Origin of the sequence: Ralstonia sp. 24A2 (assembly GCF_051783885.1) — a bacterium.
Lineage (GTDB): Bacteria > Pseudomonadota > Gammaproteobacteria > Burkholderiales > Burkholderiaceae > Ralstonia.
Window position 1 is genome coordinate 724596 of the sequence record NZ_JBPVZD010000002.1, and the last position, 22130, is coordinate 746725.

Annotated in this window: 22 protein-coding genes and 1 pseudogene; 11 read left to right on the forward strand and 12 right to left on the reverse strand. The window is 63.6% G+C overall.

The window, feature by feature from the left end:
* Positions 1-3 precede the first annotated feature (3 nt).
* The 4 genes from ACS13N_RS08195 to ACS13N_RS08210 form a co-directional block, all read right to left on the reverse strand.
* Complete coding sequence (locus ACS13N_RS08195; protein WP_438931192.1) at positions 4-906, reverse strand: DODA-type extradiol aromatic ring-opening family dioxygenase; 903 nt, start codon at positions 904-906, stop codon at positions 4-6.
* A 133-nt stretch (positions 907-1039) separates the two neighbouring features.
* Positions 1040-2470, reverse strand: a complete 1431-nt coding sequence (locus ACS13N_RS08200; RefSeq protein ID WP_438931193.1) for a dihydrolipoyl dehydrogenase family protein — start codon at positions 2468-2470, stop codon at positions 1040-1042.
* Positions 2471-2575: 105 nt separating this feature from the next.
* Entirely contained in the window at positions 2576-3469 is an 894-nt protein-coding gene (locus tag ACS13N_RS08205; protein WP_438931194.1) for a patatin-like phospholipase family protein, read from the reverse strand.
* Positions 3466-4137, reverse strand: a complete 672-nt coding sequence (locus ACS13N_RS08210; RefSeq protein WP_438931195.1) for a TetR family transcriptional regulator — start codon at positions 4135-4137, stop codon at positions 3466-3468. Before ACS13N_RS08210 ends, ACS13N_RS08205 begins: the two co-directional genes overlap by 4 nt.
* A 574-nt stretch (positions 4138-4711) precedes the next feature.
* Between ACS13N_RS08210 and ACS13N_RS08215 the strand changes: the two genes are divergently transcribed.
* The 6 genes from ACS13N_RS08215 to ACS13N_RS08240 all read left to right on the forward strand — a co-directional run bounded on the left by ACS13N_RS08215 (position 4712) and on the right by ACS13N_RS08240 (position 11945).
* The gene (locus ACS13N_RS08215) at positions 4712-5965 is read left to right on the forward strand and encodes an efflux RND transporter periplasmic adaptor subunit (RefSeq protein ID WP_438931196.1); all 1254 of its coding nucleotides are present in this window, start codon (positions 4712-4714) and stop codon (positions 5963-5965) included.
* Between the two features lie 15 nt (positions 5966-5980).
* Positions 5981-9133: an efflux RND transporter permease subunit gene (locus ACS13N_RS08220; RefSeq protein ID WP_438931197.1), complete on the forward strand. Its 3153-nt coding sequence runs from the start codon at positions 5981-5983 to the stop codon at positions 9131-9133.
* A 2-nt stretch (positions 9134-9135) separates the two neighbouring features.
* Positions 9136-10686, forward strand: coding sequence for an efflux transporter outer membrane subunit (locus tag ACS13N_RS08225; protein WP_438931198.1), 1551 nt, complete (start codon positions 9136-9138; stop codon positions 10684-10686).
* 190 nt (positions 10687-10876) lie between these two features.
* Positions 10877-11089 carry a 30S ribosomal protein S21 gene (rpsU, locus tag ACS13N_RS08230; protein ID WP_003262970.1) on the forward strand — a complete coding sequence of 71 codons (213 nt, stop codon included), beginning with the start codon at positions 10877-10879 and terminating at the stop codon, positions 11087-11089.
* Positions 11090-11495: 406 nt separating this feature from the next.
* Positions 11496-11672, forward strand: a complete 177-nt coding sequence (locus ACS13N_RS08235; protein WP_438931199.1) for a hypothetical protein — start codon at positions 11496-11498, stop codon at positions 11670-11672.
* 21 nt (positions 11673-11693) lie between these two features.
* Positions 11694-11945 carry a hypothetical protein gene (locus ACS13N_RS08240; RefSeq protein ID WP_438931200.1) on the forward strand — a complete coding sequence of 84 codons (252 nt, stop codon included), beginning with the start codon at positions 11694-11696 and terminating at the stop codon, positions 11943-11945.
* A gap of 19 nt (positions 11946-11964) precedes the next feature.
* On the opposite strand, the gene ACS13N_RS08245 is transcribed toward ACS13N_RS08240, so the two are convergent.
* From ACS13N_RS08245 to ACS13N_RS08260, 4 genes are read right to left on the reverse strand one after another with little or no spacing between them, the layout of a single operon-like run.
* Entirely contained in the window at positions 11965-12819 is an 855-nt protein-coding gene (locus ACS13N_RS08245; protein WP_438931201.1) for a metallophosphoesterase, read from the reverse strand.
* A 5-nt stretch (positions 12820-12824) separates the two neighbouring features.
* Complete coding sequence (locus ACS13N_RS08250; protein WP_438931202.1) at positions 12825-13223, reverse strand: NUDIX hydrolase; 399 nt, start codon at positions 13221-13223, stop codon at positions 12825-12827.
* A 27-nt stretch (positions 13224-13250) separates the two neighbouring features.
* Entirely contained in the window at positions 13251-13874 is a 624-nt protein-coding gene (locus ACS13N_RS08255) for a hypothetical protein (protein WP_438931203.1), read from the reverse strand.
* A 35-nt stretch (positions 13875-13909) separates the two neighbouring features.
* The gene (locus ACS13N_RS08260) at positions 13910-14818 is read right to left on the reverse strand and encodes a LysR family transcriptional regulator (protein ID WP_438931204.1); all 909 of its coding nucleotides are present in this window, start codon (positions 14816-14818) and stop codon (positions 13910-13912) included.
* A 125-nt stretch (positions 14819-14943) separates the two neighbouring features.
* On the opposite strand from ACS13N_RS08260, the gene ACS13N_RS08265 reads away from it, so the two are divergent.
* A complete protein-coding gene (locus ACS13N_RS08265) occupies positions 14944-15963 on the forward strand; it encodes a zinc-dependent alcohol dehydrogenase family protein (RefSeq protein ID WP_438931205.1) in 1020 nt (339 codons plus the stop codon).
* Between the two features lie 267 nt (positions 15964-16230).
* Here ACS13N_RS08265 and ACS13N_RS08270 read toward each other — a convergent pair whose 3' ends face one another.
* Entirely contained in the window at positions 16231-16689 is a 459-nt protein-coding gene (locus ACS13N_RS08270) for a hypothetical protein (RefSeq protein WP_438931206.1), read from the reverse strand.
* Between the two features lie 84 nt (positions 16690-16773).
* Entirely contained in the window at positions 16774-18084 is a 1311-nt protein-coding gene (locus tag ACS13N_RS08275; protein WP_438931207.1) for a hypothetical protein, read from the reverse strand.
* Positions 18085-18191: 107 nt separating this feature from the next.
* On the opposite strand from ACS13N_RS08275, the gene ACS13N_RS08280 reads away from it, so the two are divergent.
* Positions 18192-18815: a hypothetical protein gene (locus tag ACS13N_RS08280; protein WP_438931208.1), complete on the forward strand. Its 624-nt coding sequence runs from the start codon at positions 18192-18194 to the stop codon at positions 18813-18815.
* Between the two features lie 88 nt (positions 18816-18903).
* Here the strand turns inward: ACS13N_RS08280 and ACS13N_RS08285 are convergent.
* Positions 18904-19107 (reverse strand): annotated as a pseudogene (locus ACS13N_RS08285) (transposase domain-containing protein); the annotation flags it as partial.
* Between the two features lie 128 nt (positions 19108-19235).
* Between ACS13N_RS08285 and ACS13N_RS08290 the strand changes: the two are divergent.
* Both ACS13N_RS08290 and ACS13N_RS08295 read left to right on the forward strand, forming a co-directional pair.
* Positions 19236-19700: a hypothetical protein gene (locus ACS13N_RS08290; RefSeq protein ID WP_438931209.1), complete on the forward strand. Its 465-nt coding sequence runs from the start codon at positions 19236-19238 to the stop codon at positions 19698-19700.
* 130 nt (positions 19701-19830) lie between these two features.
* Positions 19831-20082, forward strand: a complete 252-nt coding sequence (locus ACS13N_RS08295; RefSeq protein ID WP_438931210.1) for a hypothetical protein — start codon at positions 19831-19833, stop codon at positions 20080-20082.
* Between the two features lie 127 nt (positions 20083-20209).
* Here ACS13N_RS08295 and mnmE read toward each other — a convergent pair whose 3' ends face one another.
* Complete coding sequence (gene mnmE, locus ACS13N_RS08300) at positions 20210-21655, reverse strand: tRNA uridine-5-carboxymethylaminomethyl(34) synthesis GTPase MnmE (RefSeq protein ID WP_438931211.1); 1446 nt, start codon at positions 21653-21655, stop codon at positions 20210-20212.
* A gap of 59 nt (positions 21656-21714) precedes the next feature.
* Here mnmE and ACS13N_RS08305 point away from each other — a divergent pair, with 59 nt between their 5' ends.
* Positions 21715-22113, forward strand: coding sequence for a VOC family protein (locus ACS13N_RS08305; protein WP_438931212.1), 399 nt, complete (start codon positions 21715-21717; stop codon positions 22111-22113).
* The last annotated feature ends 17 nt before the right edge of the window (positions 22114-22130 follow it).

The window sequence follows — 22130 nt, forward strand, 5'->3', positions numbered from 1 at the left end:
CAATCAAGCCGCAGCGCGTAGCTGCGGCTCGAGGTTGCCCACGTTCGCGCCTGCGCCATCAAAGCGGAAGCTGTCCATCGCCAGCGAGCCGTAGGTCACGGTATCGATGACGTGCTGAGCCTGCACGCCGCCAGCCGTGGCCTGCGCCGGTTGGCCCATCGCTGCGCCCAGTGCCACATACAGCGGCATCAGGTGCTCGTCGGTCGGGTGCGCGTGGGCGGCTTGCGGGGCTTGCGCGCGGTAGTCGCAGAAGGTGGCGAAGTCGCCACTGCGGATACCTTCGGTCATGGCCTCCATCATCCACTCGCGGAATGCGTTCACCCACGGTTCCACCGGCACGCCATGTTGTGCCGTGCCGGGGCCGCGCATCAGCGCGCGCAGGTTGTGCGTGAAGCTGCCGGAGCCGACGATCAGCACGCCCTCGTCGCGCAGCGGCGCGAGCGTGCGCCCCATCGCCATCTGGCAGGCGGGCGACAGGCCTGGCATTAACGACACCTGCACCACGGGGATTTTCGCCTCGGGAAACATCAGCATCAGCGGCACCCAGGCCCCGTGGTCCAGCGGCTGGCGCGGGTCGAGCACGGTTGACGCCTGTTCTTCCAAGCCCGGGACGACGTTGCCGTCGATCAGCGCGCGGATGCGCTCAGCCAGGTCGGGTGCGCCCGGCGGCGCATATTCCAGCGCATAGAGCTGCGGCGGAAAGCCGCCGAAGTCATGCCACGCCTCTTGCTGGGCGCGGGCGGTCACGGCCGGGCGGCGCGTCATCCAGTGCGGCGAAACCACAACGATGGCGCGGGGCGCAAGCGCGGCCATCTCTTGCCCTAGCGCAGCCAGGGATTGGCCGACAGGGCCCGGATCGGCCGCCAGCATCGGCGACCCATGAGACAGATAGAGCACGGGAAGCATGTCAAATTTCCTGAAGAATATGACAACCATTCTGCGCCTCCCTCACGCACGCAACGTGCATGGATTTGGAGACGGGGGTCAGGAAAGTTGAACAAGTGCGTTTGACGGCTCAACCGATCGACCACGCATGTGCTCAGAAATGCAGCAGTTCCTCCGCCACGGTCGGGTGCAGGCCCACCGTGGTGCGCAGATGCTTGAGTCGCACGCCCATGCGTACCGCCACGGCCAGCGCCTGGATGATTTCGGGCGCCGCGTTGTCGACGATGTGCGCGCCAAGCACACGCCCGCTGCGCGCGTTGCACACCAGCTTGATCAGCGATTCCATGCCCGTGCCGGCAAAGCGCTGTTCGAGCGAAACGAAGCGGCGCACGACCACGTCGATGCGCTCGGCGGCGGCGCGTTTGTCGCCGTCCGTTTCGGGTTTGGCTCCGCGTTTGCCCAAATCGGGCCAGCGCGTGCGCGCATCGGCTTCGGTCAGGCCCACGGTGGCGATGGCCGGGTCGCAGAACACCGCCGTTGGCACTGCAGTCATGTCAGGTAGCTTGGTGCCCTTGCCGAACAGCCGCTCGGCTACATAGTGGCCTTGTGCCGTGGCCACGGGCGTGAGCTGCTGCGCGCCGCTGACATCGCCCACGGCATGCACGCCGCGTGCGCGGGTGCGGAAGTGGCGGTCGACGGCGATGCCTCCGCGCGCATCCAGCGAGACGCCCGCTGCGTCGAGCCCCAGCCCCGCAGTGGTTGCCGCGCGGCCGATGGCGGCCAGCACGCGCTGGGCGCGCAGCACGCGCGGGATGTCGCCGGCGGCGCCGCTCACGTAGACGGCCACACCGCCGCCATTGACGGCATCGCGCTCCACGCGCACGACATCGACGTTCTGCACCAGGTCGACGCCGCAGCGGGCCAGGGCCTGTGCCGTGGCTTCCGACACGGCGACATCGAACTCAGCGAGCACGCGCGCCTCGCGCACCAGCAGCGTCACGCGCACGCCAAAGCGCGCGAGCATCGATGCCAGCTCCACCGCCACGACACCGCCGCCCACGATGATGAGCGAGGCGGGCAGCGTATCCCAGCCGAAAACGTCGTCGGAGCTACAGGCAAGTTCAGCGCCAGGCACCGGCAGCGGCACGGGCTGCGCGCCGGTGGCCAGTACGACTTGCCGCGCGCGCAGCGTGGTCCTGCCGGTGTCGCTGTGCAGCCGGACGATGCCGCGTCCGCGCAGCGAGGCGACGCCGGTCAGCCACTGCACACCGGCGTCGAGCAGGTGCGCGTGGTAGACCTCGTTCAGGCGTGCCACTTCGGCGCGGGTGCGGGCGATGGCTTGGGCCCAAGCGTCGGCGGCATGCGTCGCGCGCAGGCAACGCGCCACGGTCTGCGACCATGCGGCGCCGTAGCCGAGCAGCTTCTTGGGCACGCAGCCGCGGTTGACGCAGGTGCCGCCCACCTGCGCGCGGTCGATGATCAGCGTGCGTGCACCCAGCTGCGCGGCACGGCGCGCGGTCGCCAGCCCGGCTGAGCCGGCGCCGATCACGATCAAGTCAAAGGAAGCTGCGGATTTTGCGGGCATGGCGGTGTCCGTCGAAAAAGCATCGGCCGGACAGCCATGGCGGCACGCCGGCGGGCGCACCGTGTGCAGCAAACGGCGCGCCCGCCGTTTGCCGGAGGGCGATGGCTACGCAGCCACCGGTTCGGCGAACCCGCGTGGAAGTTCGCGCAGGAAGGTTTCGCCGTCATGACGGCCGAGCGCATAGGCGTCGCGCATGGCGCCCGGGCGGGTGTAGTCCCAGCTCGAGATCGGCACCTTGCGCGAGGGCTGCACGTAGAAGCGGCGCTGCACGCCGCCGGCCACCGGCATATCCATGCGGAAAAACGTCGGGCGCGGGTACAGGCGCGTGACCAGCACCAGTGCATCGCCCGGCGTTGGGTCCAGCGCGTGCACCGGCACGTTGTCGACCATGCCGCCGTCGAGCACCGGCCGCCCCGCGCGCCGCAACACGGGCGTGAACGGCGGGGTCGACGCCGACTGCAGCAGCAGGTCAGCCAGCTCTTCTGGCGAGGCGCAATCCTGCGCGCGCACGAATTCGGGGGTGAAGCCCAGGCGCCGGCCCAGCGTCGGATGCAGCGTCTTGCGGACGTGCTTTTCGATGTTGTAGGCGATCAGCCCCGCTGCCACGGCGGTGCGTGCGCCCATCCAGCGTGGGATATGTGCCACGCCGATGCGGATCTCGGGCGCCTGCGCGAGCCGCGCGAAACGGCCTTCGCCGAACACCGTCAGCAGCGCTGTGCGGTACATGCCGTAGTGCGGGAATACGCGCTCGCCGCGCAGCAGGTTGCCCCAGTGGGCGTTGCGCTTGTTGTGGCGCAGGGCTTCGCCGTAGTAATCCATCAGCTCGGCGGAATTCCAGGCGTGCAGCATGCATGCCGTCGATGCGCCGGCCGAGATGCCGGTGATCACGCGTGGCGCCAGGCCCAGCTCGGGCTGGACGGCATCCCACCAGCCAGCTTGCCACCAGCAGCGGTTGCCGCCGCCGGCAAACACCATTTGGTCGAAGGCGGGCGTGCTCATGCGGGGGCCTCGGTACGGGCAGAGGCAGCGGCCGGCCGCGTCAGGCGCAGCGCGGGCGAGTATTTCAGGGTGTCGATGCAGGCGTCCATGAGGCGCTCGCGCTTGCTGGCGAGGGCGGAGGCATCCGGGTAGAACAGGAAGTCGCCCATGATCCCGTTGAACGACGCATGGAACTGCGCCACTGCCAGGGGGATGTCGAGGTCGGCCGGCAGCTGCCCGCGCCGCGTTGCCTGCTCGATGATGCTGGACAGCCGCGCCATGCCTTCCTCAAAGGATTCCTGCTGGCGCTTGAGGATCGGGCTCGTGTCTTCCACAAACTCGCACTTGTTGAACATGATCTCGAAGACCTTGCGCCAGTGGGCGTCTTCCACCAGTTGGCGCAGCAGGAAGTTGCCCACCGTACGTAACTCGCCCAGCGGGTCGTCGGCCTCCACGCCCGGCGGCGAGCACATCGTTTCCATGGGCAGTTTCACGCGCTCGCACATGGCGGCGAACACATCGGCCTTGTTGCGAAAATGCCAGTAGATGGCGCCGCGCGTCACGCCCGCGGCCTGTGCGATGTCCGATAGCGACGTGCGCGCCACGCCACGTGCATAAAACACGTCTTCTGCCGCATCCAGGATGCGGTTGCGTGTTTCCAGTGCTTCTTCCTTGGTTCGTCTGACCATGATCTTCCAGAGGAACGCCGGCTCACCCTGCCAACGTTCTTTCGATTCGCTTTTGTGCGCCGCACAAAATTCCACAACGCATTATTTCATACTGCACAACGCTGCACCCTGCACTTCGGGTGACATGATCTGCGATGGGCCTTGGTGGGCTGTGTGCTGCCGCGATCCCGCGCTGTTCCGCCATTGCAACGAGTTCAGCAAAAGTTGCAACAATAGCCCTGTTTTGCCGATGGGTCCTGCTTACATACATGCGTGAACGTATCTATAATAGCGCGCACTTCGCCTCTTGCACATCGCAGCATTCGCCACATCGGCTTGGTCAGTTCCACAGCCCCGGTGTCTCGTGACTGGGTGAAGCACTGCAGCAAATCGCGCTCGTTCTCACGTCATTGAGTCCGTTTTGTTGCGACTTCGTCGCAAAAGCCGTATCGCGTGCCATCGGATACGGCTAGGATCGTGCGTTTCAATTGTGTTTTTTGGTTTCGCTGACGGTTTGCTGGCGCTGCACTCGCATTCGTTTGCGTGGTGGCGGCGCGGCGCCCGGCATTCCGCTTATCGCCACATGGGGTCATCTATGACGAACACCCGCCGTTATCACCAACTCGCTGCTGCCGCATTCATGGTGGTGGCGCTTGCAGCCTGCGGCAACAAGCAGGCACAAGGGCCGGGCGGCGCCGGCATGCCTCCGACCGAAGTCGGCATTGTGATCGTGCAGCCGCATACCGTTGGCCTGACCAGCGAGTTGCCGGGCCGTCTGGAAGCCACGCGTGTGGCCCAGGTGCGCGCACGGGTCGCGGGCATCGTGCTCAAGCGTTCGTACGCTGAAGGCAGCGACGTCAAGGCTGGCCAGCAGCTGTTCCAGATCGATCCGGCGCAGTACCAGGCCTCGCTCGACAGCGCGAAAGCGCAACTGGCACGCTCCGAAGCCACGCAAACGCAGGCGCAGAACAAGGCTGAGCGCTACAAGCCGCTGGTCGCCACCAACGCCATCAGCAAGCAGGACTACGACGACGCGACGGCCGCTGCCAAGCAGGCCACCGCTGACGTTGCCGCCGCGCGCGCTGCCGTGGAAACCGCCAAGCTGAACCTCGGTTACGCCAGCGTCACTTCCCCGATCGCCGGTCGTGCCGGTCTGGCGCAGATCACTGAAGGTGCACTGGTGGGCCAGGGTGAAGCGACGCTGCTTGCCACCGTGCAGCAGATCGACCCGATCTACCTGACCTTCACGCAGTCGAGCACCGAAGTGCTGCGCCTGCAGGAAGCGCTCAAGGCCGGCAAGCTGGCCAAGTCGGGCGACAACGCTGCCAAGGTCACGCTCGTCACGGAAGATGGTCGCGCCTATGCGCAACCCGGCAAGCTGTATTTCTCGGATCTGACGGTGGACCCGGCCACGGGCACGATCACGCTGCGCGCGATCGTTCCGAACGCCGACCGCACGCTGTTGCCCGGCATGTACGTACGCGCACGCCTGGAGCAGGCCGTGGACGAGCAGGCCATCACGGTGCCACAACAGGCCGTGACGCGCAGCCCGGATGGCGCCTCCGTGATGGTTGTTGACGAGAAGGGCATGGCAGCCGTGCGCCAAGTCCAGGCCGATCGCTCGACCGGTACGGAATGGATCGTCTCCAGCGGCCTGAAGGCTGGTGACAAGGTGATCGTCGATGGTCTGCAGAAGGCCCACCCGGGTGCGCCGGTCAAGGCCGTGCCGTGGCAGCCCACGCCGGCAGGCCAGAAGCCCGGTCAGGGCGCTCCGGCAGGCGCAGCACCCGCGGCCAGCGCCCCTGCTGCAAGCACTCCCGCTGCCAGCGCACCGGCAGCCAAGCAGTAAACAAGGAGCCATCGCATGGCAAAGTTTTTTATCGATCGCCCAGTCTTTGCCTGGGTGCTCGCGCTGTTCATCATCCTGGCTGGGGCGATCTCGATCACCCAGCTACCGATCTCGCAGTACCCGACCATCGCACCGCCGTCCGTCATCATTACGGCAACGTATCCGGGTGCGAACGCGAAGACGCTGGACGAATCCGTCACCAGCATCATCGAGCAGGAAATGAACGGTGCGGACGGCCTGCTCTATATGGAGTCGGTCAGCCAGGGCGGTAACGGCCAGGCGCAGATCACCGTGACGTTCAAGGCCGGTACCGACCCGGCGCTCGCGCAGGTGGACGTGCAGAACCGCCTCAAGCGCGTGGAAGCGCGTTTGCCGTCTGCGGTGACGCAGCAAGGCGTGCAGGTCGACAAGGCCCGCTCGAACTTCCTGCTGTTCGCGACGCTGGCATCCACCGACGGCAAGATGGATCCGGTGGCGCTAGGTGACTACATCTCGCGCAACGTGCTTAATGAAATCAAGCGCGTGCCGGGTGTCGGTCAGGCCATCCTGTTCGGTACGGAACGCGCCATGCGCGTCTGGATCGACCCGGCCAAGCTGGTCGGCTACAAGCTGACCCCGACGGACGTCTACAACGCCATTCGCAACCAGAACGCGCTGGTCTCGGCCGGTACGATCGGCGATCTGCCGTCCGTCTCCGACCAGCCGCTCGCGGCAACGGTCGTGGTGGAGGGCCAGCTCACGACCACTGAGCAATTCGGCAACATCGTGCTGGTGGCCAAGCCGGACGGTTCGCTGGTCCGCGTGAAGGATGTGGCGCGCCTGGAGCTCGGCGGCCAGACCTACTCGACGTCTGCGCGGATCAACGGCCAGCCGATCTCGGCCATTGGTGTGCAGCTCTCGCCCACCGGTAACGCGCTGGGTACGGCCAAGGCCGTGAAGGCCAAGCTGGAAGAGTTGTCGAAGTACTTCCCGGCCGGTGTGGAATACAAGGTGCCGTACGACACCTCGAAGTTCGTTCAGATCTCGATCGAAGAAGTGGTCAAGACGCTGTTCGAGGCCATGGTGCTGGTGTTCCTGGTGATGCTGCTGTTCCTGCAGAACATCCGCTACACGCTGGTGCCGTCGATCGTGGTGCCGATCTCGCTGTTGGGCGCGTTTGCCGTCATGAACGCGATGGGCTTCTCGATCAACGTGCTGACGATGTTCGGCCTCGTGCTGGCGATCGGTATTCTCGTTGACGATGCCATCGTGGTGGTGGAAAACGTCGAGCGGATCATGGCCGAAGAAGGCCTGCCCCCGCGCGAAGCCACCCGCAAGGCCATGGGCCAGATCACGGGCGCCATCATCGGTATTACGCTGGTGCTGATGGCCGTGTTCATCCCGATGGCGTTCTTCTCGGGCTCGGTGGGCGCGATCTATCGCCAGTTCTCGCTGTCGATGGTGTCGTCGATCTTCTTCTCGGCACTCATGGCGCTGACGCTCACGCCGGCACTGTGCTCGACGCTGCTCAAGCCGATCGAGAAGGGCTCGCACCACGAGAAGAAGGGCTTCTTCGGCTGGTTCAACCGCATGTTCTCGAGCACCACGAACCGCTACCAGAGCTTCGTGGAGCGCATGCTGAAGAAGACCTTCCGCTACATGGTCATCTACGGCGTGCTGATCGCTGCGGTGGTGTTCCTGTTCCTGCGCCTGCCGTCTTCGTTCCTGCCGACCGAAGACCAGGGCTACATCGTGACCAACATCCAGTTGCCGCCGGGTGCATCGGCCAACCGTACGTTGGAAGTGATCAAGCAGGTCGAGAACTACTACAAGCAGGAAAAGGCGGTCGAGAACATCGTGGCCGTGCAGGGCTTCAGCTTCTCGGGCAACGGGCCGAACGCCGGTATCGTGTTCACCCCGTTCAAGGACTGGAGCGAGCGTAAGGGCAAGGATCAAACCGCCGATGCCGTGGCCGGCCGTGCCTTCGGTGCGCTGTTCGGTGGTATTCGCGATGCGATCGTGTTCCCGCTGAACCCGCCGCCGATCCCGGAACTGGGCAACGCCACTGGCTTCACCTTCCGCCTGCAGGATCGTGCTGGCCTGGGGCATGACGCCCTGATGGCAGCCCGCAATCAACTGATGGGGATGGCGGCGAAGAGCAAGGTCATCACAGGCATGCGCCCGGAAGGTCTGGAAGATTCGCCGCAGTACCAGGTGGATATCGACCGCGAGAAGGCCAATGCGCTGGGTGTGTCGTTCACCGACATCAACGCCGTGCTGTCGACGGCGCTGGGTTCGGCGTATGCGAACGACTTCCCGAACTACGGCCGTCAGCAGCGTGTGATCGTGCAAGCGGACAAGATCAACCGCATGCAGCCCGAAGACATCATGAACCTGTACGTGCGCAACGGGCAGGGCAACATGGTGCCGATGTCGACGTTCGCCAAGGGCCACTGGATCGTCGGCCCGGTGCAGCTCGTGCGCTACAACGGCTATCCGGCGGTTCGCCTTTCGGGTGCGGCCGCGCCGGGTGCCAGCTCGGGTGACGCCATGGCCGAGATGGAACGCCTGGCCGCCAAGCTGCCGGCAGGTATCGGCTACGAGTGGACGGGCCAGTCGCTGCAGGAAAAGGCTTCGGGCTCGCAAGCGCCTGCGCTGTACGCGCTGTCGCTGCTGGCGGTGTTCTTGGTGCTGGCTGCGCTGTATGAAAGCTGGTCGATCCCGGCGGCGGTGATTCTGGTGGTGCCGCTGGGTGTGCTCGGCGCACTGCTGGGCGTGACGCTGCGCGCGATGCCCGATGACGTGTACTTCAAGGTCGGCCTGATCGCGGTGGTGGGCTTGTCCGCCAAGAACGCGATTCTGATCATCGAATTCGCGAAGGACTTGCAGGCGCAAGGCAAGGGCCTCATCGAGGCCACGCTCGAAGCCGTGCACCTGCGGTTCCGCCCGATCATCATGACGTCGTTCGCGTTCATCCTGGGCGTGCTGCCGCTGGCGATTGCTACCGGCGCCAGCTCCGCCAGCCAGCGCGCCATCGGTACCGGCGTGATGGGCGGGATGATTACTGCGACGGTGCTGGCCGTGGTGCTGGTGCCCGTGTTCTTCGTGGTCGTCCGCCGCATCTTCAAGGGCAGCGAGCGTCAACGCCGCCTGGATGCCGCGCACCGTCCGTTGGACGAGGAAATCTGAACATGCAGAAAACGATGACTTTCTCTTTGTCGAAACGTGCTCCTGCGCTGTTGCCGGCGCTCCTGCTTGCCGCCGGCGTGCTGTCCGGCTGCTCGCTGGCGCCGACCTACGAGCGTCCGGATGCGCCGGTCACGAGCGCGTATCCGCAGGCGCCGGCCGGCTATGCCGTGCCGGCTGACAGCGCCAAGCCGGGTGAAAACGCTCCGCGCGCCACCGATCTCGGCTGGCGCGAGTTCTTCCCCGATCCGCGTCTGCAGAAGCTGATCGGCATGTCGCTGGAGAACAACCGCGACTTGCGCATCGCCGTGCTCAACATCGAAGCGGCGCGCGCGCAGTACCGTCTGCAAGTCGCTGAACTGCTGCCGCCGGTCAATGCCTCTGCGGTGTACACGCGCAGCCTGACGCCGCAGTCGATCTCGCAGACTGGGCAGGACATCATCACCAAGCAGTATCAGCTTGGTGTCGGTATCAGCAACTACCAGGTCAACCTGTTCAGCGTGGGCGACGTGACGCGCTCCGCGCGCGCCAGCTACCTGGCAACCGCAGAGGGCCAGCGCGCCGTGCAGATCAGCCTGATCTCGCAAGTGGCGAAGGCCTACCTGAACGAGCGTGCCTATGCCGAGCAGCTTGAGCTGGCCCAGCAGACCCTGAAGGGCCGCGAGGACTACTACAAGCTCGCCAAGCAGCGCTTTGACGTGGGCGCCTCGTCCTTGCTGGACCTGCGCCAGACCGAGACGCTGGTGGAATCGGCTCGCGTGTCGGTGGCCCAGCTCACGCGCCAGTACGCCCAGGCGACCAACGCCTTGGTGCTGCTGGTGGGTGCGCCGCTGCCGGCCGATCTGCCGCCGCCGACCACCGTGTCGTCGGAGAAGATCGTGGCCGATATTCCGCCGGGCCTGCCGTCGGAGCTGCTGGAGCAACGTCCGGACATCCGCCAGGCCGAGCAGAAGCTGATTGCCGCCAATGCCAACATCGGCATCGCGCGTGCGGCGTTCTTCCCGAGCATCGGGTTGACGTCCAACGTGGGCACGGCCAGCGGCGCGCTGCATAACCTGTTCAAGGCCGGAACCGGACTGTGGTCGTTCGTGCCGAACCTCACGCTGCCGATCTTCGACTGGGGCACGCGCGTCTTCCAATTGGACTCCACCAAGGCCAACCAGCAGATCGCCGTCGCCAACTACGAGAAGACGATCCAGACCGCGTTCCGCGAAGTGTCCGACGCCCTCGTGGCGCGCGGCACGCTGGAAGAGCAGGTGGCCGCGCAGAAGCGCTTCCGCGATGCGACGGCCGATCGCCTGACTCTGTCGGATCAGCGCTACCGCAACGGCGTGTCGAGCTTCCTCGATGTGCTCGATGCGCAACGCGACCTGTTCAGTGCCGACCAGACCCTGGTGCAGACGCGCCTGGCCCGCCTGACCAACGCCATTGATCTGTACACGGCGCTGGGCGGCGGCTTGCAGGAAAGCAGCACCGTTGCGGCTGCAAAGCAGGCGCAGCCGACGGCGGCGCCGGGTGTTGCGCCCGCCACGCCGGACATGACGCCGGCCCGCTGATCCATAGCGCACACCGTCCGCCGTCGTCTCCACGCGACGGTGGACGGCCTGAAAGTGGTTGATTCGACACCTAAGCGGCACCTGAAACCTGTGCTTGCATCGGTAAACCAATTCAACTACACTGCACGCCCTCTGGGCGGTATATAATCCGCTGTTTCGCCGTCCACCCGAATACTGAGCAAGGGACCCGATGACCACCATCCGTCTGAAAGAAAACGAGCCGGTCGAAGTTGCACTGCGCCGCTTCCGCCGTGAAATCGAGCGCACTGGCCTGATCAAGGAACTGCGCGCCCGCACCGCTTACGAAAAGCCGACGACCGAGCGCAAGCGCAAGAAGGCTGCTGCTGTGTCGCGTACGCGTAAACGCCTGCGCTCGCAAATGCTGCCGAAGAAGCTCTACTAAGATCGCGTAGTTGTGCCGGTAGCACCAACTGGGTGCTGCCGTTGGCGGTGTGAAGTCAATCGACCTCCGTTCCGCCGAGCTTGGTTTGTCGCGCCTCGTGCGCACCCCGGAAGCCCTTTCCGGATGCAGCCAACGCTCCGCTCCTCGATACAGAAGTTAGCAAGATGCGGTTGATGGCCTACGTGCCGTTCTCCGCCGCTTCGGCGTGCCCATGTGCGCCCTCTCTGTTGCAAACGACCTCCGCCAGCGGTGATTGACCGGCTGGCTGTTGGCGTTTGTCGTGTCGAATTTGCCTTGCCCATCCCACGCATCGCCATAGATGCGAATTTTGCGCGGCGCCCTCGCCTCTTTACGACTTTTTGACGGGTGCAGCCATACGCTACAGGTATCCCAGACTGCAGACGCAATGCGTCTTCCAATCATGAACCTGATGAGCCATTGGCTGCTCGGCGCGGGCGCCCTGCTGGCCATCCTCGCCCTGTTTGCCATCGAGTACATTGGAGTGGAACGCGCGGCGCGCCGCAACGCCGAGGCCGAAGCACACCTGCCCAAGCCCCCGAGTAAAGATGCGACCGTTCTCTGAACACCATGTCTCGAGGTAACGATGCCAACCGACTCCAACGACTACTGGTTTCCCGCCAAGCGTTATGGCTGGGGTTGGGGACTGCCTTCTCGCTGGCAGGGCTGGGTGGTGTTTGCCATCTACGCCGTCCTGCTGGCGGGGGGCATCGTCGGGCTGCCGCCTGCCCGCTCGCAGGCCCTCTTCATGTTGTACGTGCTGGGCGTGACGCTGCTGCTTCTGCTGGTGTGCTGGTGGAAGGGCGAGCCGCCGCGCTGGCGTTGGGGTGGTGATTGATTGTCGCGATCGACAGCGTTCAAGCCGCTGCGTGAATGGTATAGAGATGCACCTCAGAGGGAGAGAACAGCCGGATTGGCACATCACTCATGCCGATGCCGCGACTGGTCACCAACTGCCCACCTTCGGCCAATTGAAAATAACCGCTGGCAAAGCGCCGGTCACCGGAGCCTGAAGGCAGGACGATCGGACGCCCATCTGGGCGCGCAATTTGACCACCGTGGGTATGGCCGCAGAATGCAAGATCGAACGGATAGGCGCGCACGTGCCGCAGGCCCAGCGGCGAGTGCATCAGCAATAGCCTGCGCGCACCGGCACCGGCGAATGTGCGGGCCGGGTCCGGGTGTCCGACGCCGGGTTCATCCAGCCCACACACGTAGAGTTCGTCGTAGGGCGATGGCAGCCGCGCGGCTTCATTGACGAGCATCCGCACGTCCGCCGCTTCGAGTTGCGCGCGGATGAACGTGTCATCCACCCAAAGATCGTGATTGCCGAACACACCGAATTTGCCCGCCGGCGCGGGTAGTTCGCGCAGGCGCGCGGCTAGCCCGGTGACATGCTGGTGATGCAACGAAACGAAATCACCGCCCAGCAGGATCACATGCGGGGTGAACGCTGCGATCGTCTGCTGCATGGCATCCAGCAGACGTGGATCGGTCAGCGGCCCCGCATGGAAGTCTGAAGCGAAGGCCACTCTGAGCGGCTCGGCCAGCGGTGCATTCAACGGCATCGTTACATCACGGCGATCCACGTGCAGCTGGCCTTGAAGGCCGAGAGCGTGGGCGGTGCGAGCCGCCCAGCCATTGGCGTAGAAGAGCGCTTCGGCTCTCTCGCCCGCGCGTCGCCACCAGGTGTAGTACCGGCCACGGCCCATGCTCGCTAACCCGGTTGTGCCGACGCGCGGCACGCTGCCGCAATCGATGCGCGATACCCATCCGGCAAATTCACCGGCAACGCATCCGGCGCAAACAGCCCAAGCCGCTTGTGTTCGTGGCTCACCATCGGCGCAAACGCGCCGACCAGCGTGCAGTCATACGTAGCAATGAACACATGCTTGCCTGGTACGACCTCGAACAGATACGTATCGATCGGCGCGCCGACTTCCACGCGCAGGTTCAACTCTTCCGCAATCTCACGTGCCAAGCATTCGGTGGATGATTCGCCCAGCTCGATACGGCCGCCCGGCAACTCCCACGCTTCGCGCTCATTGAGCAACAGGACGACCTCACCGGTGGGCGCGCGCAGCACGCCTTTGACGGAGATGGGATAGGTGGACATGGCGCGCATGGTGGTTGGCTGTGTCGGTTACGGCCCATCCGCCACGTTGGCGGTGCCGCTCGATGTGCCCAGATGCAGTTCCTGATCGAAGGCGCGGTTCACGTCGCAGTATTGCGCGCGTGCGGGCTGAGACTTCTGCCAGCGGAACGAGAGCTTTGGATAGCCCGGTGTGCTGTCGAGGTTCTCGGTCAGCACGTAGTAGTCGAAGCGCACGTTGGCATCGGCCGCGTAGCTGGCGCCGGCTTCGCGGTTGGCGAGGATGAGCACGGCGGGCTTGCCGTCCTGCGTGAGCAGGAGCCGGAAGTCATGAAGCAGGCAGTCTGCCCCGCCGCTGGTCGTCACGTGCAGTTGCTCCTGCTCGTTGCCACCGCCGCCGCTACGACGGAATACCGGTACGAGGCTCCAGGGTTGCGCGCGGCCTGCCGCGCCATCGCGCACAAAGAAGGTCACCACATCGAAGCTATGCGCGTTGAAGTTCTCGCGCCACGCGCGCACCGCGATCGCGTCGTAGCCGCGCAGCTTGAGCGCGTTGACGCCATTGTGTATGGGTATCAGCGTGTAGCCCGCTTGGGCAGCGGCAAGGCCCGAGAGGCCGAGCAGCATCAGGCCCAGGACGACGCTGTTGTTCAGGTAGTGGCGGACCTTGCGCACCGGTTTCTCCGTTGATGAGTGGGTCGCTTTTTTTTTCAGGCCTGCGCTAGCAGGCCAGGCACCTCATCGACGAGGGCGTCGATGGCCACGCGCACTTTGAGCGGCATGTGCCGGGTCTTCAGCCACAGCACGTTGATCTCTGCGTCGAGCACGCTCTCGTGGCCCTTGATCATCGTGAGGAGGCCAGTGTTCAAGTATGACGGAATGAGCCAGCTGGGCAGCCATGCCAGGCCGGTACCGGCTGCTGCTGCGTCCGCGATGGAGAGCAGGTCGTCCAGGCGCAGGCGCGATGCGGGCTGATAGATTTGCATCTCGCCATCCGGCCCGGTCAGGCGCCACGGCGTGTGGTACGCACCGCGGGCGTAGACGATGCACGTATGTGTGTCCAGATCGCGCAGCGTTGCCGGGTGGCCATGTTTTTCGAGATAGGCGGGCGACGCGCAGAGCGCCATCCGATTGAAGCCCAACGGGCGACTGACCAGCGTGGCATGGTTCGGCGGTTGGCCCATGCGCACGGCGATGTCAAAGCGCTCGTCCACCAGATCCGCCATGCGGTCGGTGAACGCGATCTCGACTTCCAGCAGCGGGTAGCGCTCGATCAAACGGCGCATGACTGGCGCAACGCAGTGCCTGCCGAACAGCACCGGCACGGTCATCCGCAGCCGTCCGGTCGGCTCACGCCGGCTGGCGAGCAAGGCAGCTTCGGTTTCACTCAACTCGGTCAGCACGCGTTTGCATTGCTCGTAGTAGAGCGTGCCTTCGCCGGTCAGGTTCAGGCTGCGGGTCGTCCGCTGCAGCAGTCGCGTGTTCAGGCGCTGCTCCAGTCGCGCGATGACCTTGGCCACCGCCGAGCGCGTGACGCCCAACTGCGCCGCCGCCGCCGCAAAGCTGCCCGACTCGACCACGTTCACAAATTCAGCCACGCCGCTGAGCCGATCGTCCATCCAAACCTGCTCCGTTTCGGTTGATCAAATGTCGCCTGATGGGAGACGGTGAGTCTACCAAATGGAGTCAATGTGTCTTACGTGGAAACAATAAGATCGGTGCTTCATTGCAACGGGGAATTCACATGAAAGCATGGCAAGTCAGGCCGGGACACGGCATTGAAGGGCTGCAGCAAATCAACCTGGATACGCGCGAACCGGGGCCCACCGAGGTGCTCGTGCGCATGCGGGCAGCGTCGTTGAACTACCGTGACTGGATGGCCGCGCGTGGCGACTACCCAGGCATCGATGGCACACCGCGCGTTCCGCTGAGCGACGGTGCGGGCGAGGTGATCGCGGTGGGGCAGCGCGTCACGCGATTCCAGCCGGGGGATCGTGTGATCAACACCTATTTCCCGAACTGGATCGACGGCGAGATCTCTCATGGGAAGATTGCCGAATCGCCCGGCGCGACGTTCGATGGTGTGCTGGCCGAGCAGTTTGTCGCCGAGGAATCCACGCTGACGGCAATCCCGGCGCACCTGACTTTCGAGGAGGCGTCCACGATCTCCTGCGCAGGCATCACGGCCTGGAACGCGCTGTTTGCAAATGCCGTAGTCAAGCCGGGCGCGACCGCGCTGCTGCTGGGCACAGGCGGGGTCTCGATCTGGGCACTGCAATTGGCAAAGGCTGCGGGGCTGCGCGCCATCATCACCTCATCGAGCGACGACAAACTTGCGCGTGCGCGGCAACTCGGCGCGGATGCAACCATCAACTACCGCACCGTGCCCGAGTGGCAGCACGAGGTATTGCGGCTGACCGGCGGAGCCGGCGCTGACGTGGTGGTCGAGGTGGGTGGATACGACACGATGGCACGCTCGATTGCGGCTACCCGGCTGGGTGGTGTTGTCTCCATCACAGGCTTGCTGAGCGGTTTCGCAGGCGTGGATTTCGGGCTGCGCAGCTTGTTCGATGTGGCCAAGCATCTGCACGGCGTGATTGTCGGCAGCCGGACGGTGCTCGATGAGGTGGCCCGGCTGGTCGACGTGCAGCAGATTCGCCCGGTGGTCGATCGTGTCTTCAGCTTTGATGAGGTGCCGGCTGCGTACGACTACCTGCAGTCGGGGCGGCACTTCGGCAAGGTGGTGATTCGGGTTGGAGCGTGAGGGGGATTACGTCAGCCGACGCGCACGATTTTGAAATCGTCATCCTCAGATGAGACGCGGTCGGTAATTGATGATTTCAATAGCGACGCTATGTCTCTTCAACCTGCTCCTGAGCTGCAGGGCATTGGCATTTCGCTGGCGGCTTACTCGCTTATCTTCATGCTTGCGGCTGCTGCGACGGCAATTAAGTCAGGTGGAGCAATTTATGACTCGCGCAAGCGGGTGCCATTCTCTGCAGCATCGGCGAAGGTTCTTTGTCAATAGAGGCTACTTGCGAGTGAGGCAAACCGCGGTCTGAAGCATCCCAATACTCGTGCGCTGTCCCCATTGCGGAATGTTCTCCCCATTCTCGATGAAGTATTGACCATCTTTGAAGCCAATTCTGCGCTTGTATAGCAAATGAGCCAGCGCATTCTTGGGATCGGCCGTAAGGTTCATGTCGGCTTTGGCCGTGCAATCCCAATCCCCATTGCTGAGAAACCGGCATTCGCTCAGGGAGAATGTATCGGTCTGGCCCATAGAAAATCGATCCGCGAAGGCAAGCGTGCCGACGCCGTTCGGTGTGAAATGGACCGTTGCGGGCGCAACATCTCCCGTGCAACGCTCGCAGTCATCGTCGCAAATCCGATAGCCATATTGCAGCGGCTCCGCTGGAGGCGAGATCTCCTGGGGCTGGTGACAGCCGGCAAGCAAAGCGAGAAGTGCGAGTGGCACGGCTGTGCGCATATGTACATCGACCTAGTTGATGTAGCGCCCAGCATAGCGCACCGCGATCGGTCCCTTACGCAACGCCTGCTCCTATGACGCCATCTATTCGGGGGCGGAACCTGTCGTTGTTACCGAGATCTCGACACTACTCTGCGCGACAGCACTATCGACGATGCGCAGCTTGTAAGGAGCCGCCGACTTTGCTCCCGTGTCGTGAGGCTCATTGAGATGCAACAGGCGATCAGCGACCAACCACGTATATCCCACCCGGGCTTCATCAGGCCCCGTGCCAACCCAATACGCCCTCATTGGTGGCCTTCCGCCACTGACCGTCACGTTGACGTAGCCCCCTGGGACCAGGGTTACCTGCTGCTGACTTACGCTCAGTGGTTGGGGCGATACGGCTGCTGTCGCTACACATCCGGTTTCAAGATCACCAATCGCATTCAGTTGTTGCTCCAACGCCGTACTGATTGCTGCATAGGCTTCCGTCGCTGCCACGAATCGCTGTTGATCGGGTTGGGCACAATTGAGGTCCTCTTCAGGCTTTCGGTGCCTTTTCCTTGTCGTCAACGCTCCGACGCCCGCGCCCGAGGCTCCCCCAGTTGCCGCAGGCAACTCGCTACCCGTTGGGATTAGTCCTATAGCGATTGCTGTCGCGCTTTTCCCCGCGTTGAGGATCGCTTCAGGGCTGGGGCTTTGCGCCAGCAACTGCTGGTTCAGCGTGACCAGAACATTCGCGCCCGCGGTACTAAGTCGAACGCCCAAGGCACCATCCGACGAGCGCGCTTTGTCGATCGTTGCACGCGCTTTGGCTCTAGCCTGGGCCATCGCATCTCTTTCATCCTGGAACTTCACTTGGCAGGCGACCAAGCTTCCTTTGACGGACGCATCGACCGTCGACTGCTGCGTGGCTGCCTGATCATACGCGGCCAACATCCCGTTGCCTCGATTGCCTACGCATACCAGCGCCGCATCGGCACTCAGGTATAGCGACTCTGTGGTCCGTGGGAAGAACAGTGTTCCCGCGGTATAGGAAGCGCCGGCACCAAGCGCAAGGTTCTTGGCCCCGTTTGTTCCTAGTGAACTTCCATGAAGCGCTTTGGCGGCAAATCCCGTGGCAAATGCAAACGTAGCAAGATCGATCGCCTGGCTGGCTCGCACTCTGTCTTCTATCTTGCCCCGAACAAGGTCTGATGAGATTTGCAGATCAGAAACTGACTTTGCGATAGTTGGCAGTTCTTTGCATGCCTTGCTGTCGGCATGTTGCGCTTTCCCCTGTGTGCCGTCCTGGCAGTACGCATCAATGGTTGGGAGGACGTAGGGCGAACATGCCGTCAAGGCGCAAGTAAGCGACACGAGAAGCAGCCTGCCGCAATGCCCGGTGAAGATACTCTCAGGCGCGCTGTGCATACCTCCTCCCGTGGTCTATTTTGATTTGTGCTCTCAATGGTGTGGTTGGTCCAGGGGAGCGTCAATAGACTGGAAGTCGGTATTTAACCCAAACGAGGGGGCTCGAAATGACATCTACTCTCGGGACTGTGGCCGGGGTGAAGGTCAGTGAGGACGACGACGGGCGGGTCTACTACGTCGCCGGTGCTGCAATAGATGCGGATGGCGCCAATGGACAATACGGCAAGCCCGCTGCATATAAGGCTGACGATTCGGGTAGTGACTATCTAGCCAATGCGGCTATGAAAATCCAAGACGGCAAAGTTGTCTGTGCCAGCAGTGATGCACGTGACATCGTTATTCTTGGGGCTGACGGCGAACCGCAGGTTTTCCAAGACGGCGTAATCGCTTCGAAAACGTGGTACCAGTACCCAGACACAGACCCGGACAATCCCGCAGCCTATGTCGACGCCGAAACGGTGCCCTACGTCGTTGTGAATCCCCTGATCGTCCATGAAACCGTCGGCGTGGTGCGTGGCTGCAAGGCTAGGGTTACATACAACGGCAACACTGTTGACTGTGTCGTGGCTGACAAAGGGTCATCACACCGAATAGGCGAACTCAGTATCGCCGCAGCCCGTGCCCTTGGAATTAACCCGAGCCCCCGCAACGGAGGGATGGACGCACATGAATGCCTGTACGAAATCTGGCCAGGGGTCGTGGCGCCGGGGTTTGTCCTACAAGGCGCCTAAGGTGGCCCGCTATGCGATCGGTCGCCCAGTAACCAGGCACCATCCAATAAGCTTGATCTCCTATAGAAATTCTGGATGAAAATGCGTGCTAGTGTTTCGGAGCAATCTTCCCAAGAACGGGAGGTTGGCGATGAAACGCAAGCAATACGCGGTGGAGTCGTTCGGCAATGTCGGACGCTTTGTGGGTCGGCTGTCGGGTAAGTACGTCTTTCGGATAGCCGTGGGGATCGTGCCCGTTGAGCTTGGCCGATTGGACCAGGCTCATGACGGCAACCGCGCGTTGACCGGCGCGCTCTCTTCGATGGTGTTCACGTGTTCACTCAATGCAGAGCCCCGCAACGTGGGGGCACTCAACGCGCTCCAGAACGACACACTGCAGCCCCACCACGCGCACTGCTCGGCACATGAGCATCGACCACAATGAAAAAGAACCTGTCATCGCTGCTGCTGATTGCGACGTTGAGCGTACCCACGAGCGTGCTCGCCTTCGAGAAGCCCACCAACTGGGTCGACCTGAAATTCGCGCCAGGGTCTGCACAACTTGCGACGGCTGAGCGCGTGGAGCTTGTCCGCCTGCTCGAGAAAATCAAAGCGCATTGGTGTCCGCTGGAGGTCATGGTGGCGTCCGCTCATTTTGATGCCTCAGAAGCGACGGATTCAACTGTAGGGGCCGCTCTCGCTAAGAAGCGAGCAGACGAAGTTGTCAAAGAACTGATTGCGCTAGGAGTGCCTTCTGCGCTCGTCTACTCGGAGTCTGGCACGCAGGTCTCTAGATCGCTACCTTGGTCTGGGATCGTGGAGGTCGAAGCCGTGGGAGGTAGCTATCAAATGCCGTGTCCCTATCCGCAAAATGAACAGGGATTCCACGTCCCGGAACGGCGCTGAATTGCTAGGTTTCACGCTAGCTCGCTGGCGCCAAACCTCACCGCTTCTTCCCCCCCAAGCCAATCATTGATCGCTCTCCATGAGATCAGGCTGGTATGCTGGCCCACACCATTACCAGTTGGAGGGCGATATGGCTGCAAAGAAGGTCACCAAGAAGAAATACCTGAAGATCCTCAACAAGCGCCTGCGTGCCGAGCCGGATGTCTCATCCGGCGTTCTGTTCGTCTTCTACCCCTTAGGCGCGAAGGCTAAGCATGCCACCGGCATTGTCGCCAGCGAGCCTCACAGCGGGCCTGAGTTCGCAATCATGGCCGCCATTCAACGTGAAGCCGCTAGCGAGTTCATTGTCATTGCCGAGGGAACCGAAGTAGGCAACGGCTGACGTCCAGCTTGACTGCCTGGTTCCGCTGCTCGATAGCGTGCCGTTGAGGTGCGAGGCCAGGTATTCCTCGTAAAACAACAACTTGATTTGGAAGTCTCGGCAACCTCAGGCATCCCAGGGCGGTCCACTATTTTCCGATACAGAACCGACTGAAGATCACCCCCAGTAGATCATCACTGGAGAACGCCCCCGTGATGCTGTTCAACGCCTCCTGCGCGAGCCGCAACTCTTCGGCAAACAGATCGAGCGATTGCGCTTGCTGATCGGCATGCTCGGCCGCCAGGGCCAGGTTTTCCCGGGCGGTGCGCAAGGCGGCGAGATGGCGTTCACGCGCCAGGTACAGTCCCTCGCCGCCGCCCTGCCAGCCGGCAATCTCCAGTAGCGCCGTGCGCAGCAGTTCAACGCCCACGCCATCACGTGCAGACAGCCAGACCTCCGGCGGCTCGGCATCCACGCGGCCAGCAACGGCCACGCCCGTCAGGTCGATCTTGTTGATCACGCGCAGTGTCGGCACGCCGGCCGGTACGTGCTCGGCGATGCGGGTGTCGATCGCGGCGTCTTCAGCGGAGAGACCGTTGGCGCGATAGTCCGCCGCGTCCAGCAGGTGCAGCACCACATCCGCTCGTGCGATGGCCGCCCAGGTGCGTTCGATACCGATGCGCTCGACCTCGTCTTCCGTATCGCGCAGGCCCGCCGTGTCGACGATGTTGAGCGGGATGCCTTCAATCTGGATGGTCTGCTGCACCTTGTCGCGCGTGGTGCCGGCGATGGGCGTGACGATGGCCAGTTCCGCACCGGCCAGCGCATTGAGCAGCGACGATTTACCGACATTCGGCTGCCCAGCCAGTACGACGTGCAGGCCTTCGCGCAGCAGCGCACCCTGACGCGCTTGCGCCAGAACACCGTCAAGCGCCGCGCGAATGCCGGCAAGCTGGCCACGCGCGTCCGAGGCTTCGAGAAAGTCGATTTCTTCTTCGGGAAAATCCAGCGTCGCTTCCACCAGCATGCGCAGATGGATCACGCGCTCGACCAGCGCATGCACCGCCTGCGAGAACGCGCCATCGAGCGAACGCGCGGCTGAGCGTGCAGCGGCTTCGGTGCTCGCTTCGATCAGATCGGCCACCGCCTCGGCCTGCGCCAGGTCCATCTTGTCGTTGAGGAAGGCGCGGCGCGTGAACTCGCCAGGCTCCGCCACGCGCAGGCCAATCTCGCGGCCCGCCGCCAAGCAGCGCTGCAGCAGCAGTTGCATCACGACCGGGCCGCCATGGCCTTGCAGTTCGAGCACGTCTTCGCCCGTATACGAGTGCGGCGCCGGAAACCACAGCGCGATGCCACGGTCGATGGCGCTGCCGTCGGTGTCGAGGAACGGCAGGTAGGTTGCCTGGCGCGGTGTCAGCAGCCGGCCGCAGACGGCCTGCATGACGGCGCGCACGTCCGGCCCCGACACACGCACCACGCCGATGCCGCCCCGCCCGGGCGCAGTGGCAATCGCCGCGATGGGGATCGTACGGATGGGCGCACGCGGCGCGTTGGAAGCGTTTGGCAAGGTCGTGGGATGGTCAGCAGCAGTCATGGGCGGTATTGTGCGGCAGCCGCGCAGTTGCGCGCCAGTTTCCAACCAGGGAGATTCGGATGATCGATCACACCGGCGTCGTCGTTAGCGACTTCGAGGCCAGCAAGCGGTTCTACGAGCAAGCACTGGGTGCCATCGGCTTTGCCAAGCTGCTGGAGTTTCCTGCCGCCGTGACGGGGCACACCGATGTGGCTGGCTTCGGCCCGCCGGGCAAGGCGGAGTTCTGGATCTCTGCGGCGATGGCTGGACAGGGGCCGAACAACCCGCCGCTGCATGTGGCGTTCCGCGTGGAGTCGCGTGCCGAGGTGGAGGCGTTCTACGCTGCGGCGATGGCTGCCGGCGGCACCGACAATGGCGGCCCCGGCGTGCGTGCGCACTATCACCCGAACTACTACGGTGCGTTCGTACGCGACCCGGACGGCCACAACATCGAGGCGGTCTGCCACGCGCCCGCATAGGGTTCGCAATTGAGCAG

Excerpts from the sequence above, each read along its gene's own strand:
- mnmE (WP_438931211.1), bottom strand. The coding sequence starts at position 21,655 with ATGACTGCTGCTGACCATCCCACGACCTTGCCAAACGCTTCCAACGCG.
- ACS13N_RS08270 (WP_438931206.1), bottom strand. The coding sequence starts at position 16,689 with ATGCGCACAGCCGTGCCACTCGCACTTCTCGCTTTGCTTGCCGGCTGT.
- ACS13N_RS08235 (WP_438931199.1), top strand. The coding sequence starts at position 11,496 with ATGCGTCTTCCAATCATGAACCTGATGAGCCATTGGCTGCTCGGCGCG.
- ACS13N_RS08240 (WP_438931200.1), top strand. The coding sequence starts at position 11,694 with ATGCCAACCGACTCCAACGACTACTGGTTTCCCGCCAAGCGTTATGGC.
- ACS13N_RS08305 (WP_438931212.1), top strand. The coding sequence starts at position 21,715 with ATGATCGATCACACCGGCGTCGTCGTTAGCGACTTCGAGGCCAGCAAG.
- ACS13N_RS08205 (WP_438931194.1), bottom strand. The coding sequence starts at position 3,469 with ATGAGCACGCCCGCCTTCGACCAAATGGTGTTTGCCGGCGGCGGCAAC.
- ACS13N_RS08225 (WP_438931198.1), top strand. The coding sequence starts at position 9,136 with ATGCAGAAAACGATGACTTTCTCTTTGTCGAAACGTGCTCCTGCGCTG.
- ACS13N_RS08245 (WP_438931201.1), bottom strand. The coding sequence starts at position 12,819 with ATGGGCCGTGGCCGGTACTACACCTGGTGGCGACGCGCGGGCGAGAGA.
- ACS13N_RS08210 (WP_438931195.1), bottom strand. The coding sequence starts at position 4,137 with ATGGTCAGACGAACCAAGGAAGAAGCACTGGAAACACGCAACCGCATC.
- ACS13N_RS08195 (WP_438931192.1), bottom strand. The coding sequence starts at position 906 with ATGCTTCCCGTGCTCTATCTGTCTCATGGGTCGCCGATGCTGGCGGCC.
- ACS13N_RS08220 (WP_438931197.1), top strand. The coding sequence starts at position 5,981 with ATGGCAAAGTTTTTTATCGATCGCCCAGTCTTTGCCTGGGTGCTCGCG.
- ACS13N_RS08260 (WP_438931204.1), bottom strand. The coding sequence starts at position 14,818 with ATGGACGATCGGCTCAGCGGCGTGGCTGAATTTGTGAACGTGGTCGAG.
- ACS13N_RS08275 (WP_438931207.1), bottom strand. The coding sequence starts at position 18,084 with ATGCACAGCGCGCCTGAGAGTATCTTCACCGGGCATTGCGGCAGGCTG.
- rpsU (WP_003262970.1), top strand. The coding sequence starts at position 10,877 with ATGACCACCATCCGTCTGAAAGAAAACGAGCCGGTCGAAGTTGCACTG.
- ACS13N_RS08215 (WP_438931196.1), top strand. The coding sequence starts at position 4,712 with ATGACGAACACCCGCCGTTATCACCAACTCGCTGCTGCCGCATTCATG.
- ACS13N_RS08200 (WP_438931193.1), bottom strand. The coding sequence starts at position 2,470 with ATGCCCGCAAAATCCGCAGCTTCCTTTGACTTGATCGTGATCGGCGCC.
- ACS13N_RS08265 (WP_438931205.1), top strand. The coding sequence starts at position 14,944 with ATGAAAGCATGGCAAGTCAGGCCGGGACACGGCATTGAAGGGCTGCAG.
- ACS13N_RS08295 (WP_438931210.1), top strand. The coding sequence starts at position 19,831 with ATGGCTGCAAAGAAGGTCACCAAGAAGAAATACCTGAAGATCCTCAAC.
- ACS13N_RS08280 (WP_438931208.1), top strand. The coding sequence starts at position 18,192 with ATGACATCTACTCTCGGGACTGTGGCCGGGGTGAAGGTCAGTGAGGAC.
- ACS13N_RS08290 (WP_438931209.1), top strand. The coding sequence starts at position 19,236 with ATGAAAAAGAACCTGTCATCGCTGCTGCTGATTGCGACGTTGAGCGTA.
- ACS13N_RS08250 (WP_438931202.1), bottom strand. The coding sequence starts at position 13,223 with ATGTCCACCTATCCCATCTCCGTCAAAGGCGTGCTGCGCGCGCCCACC.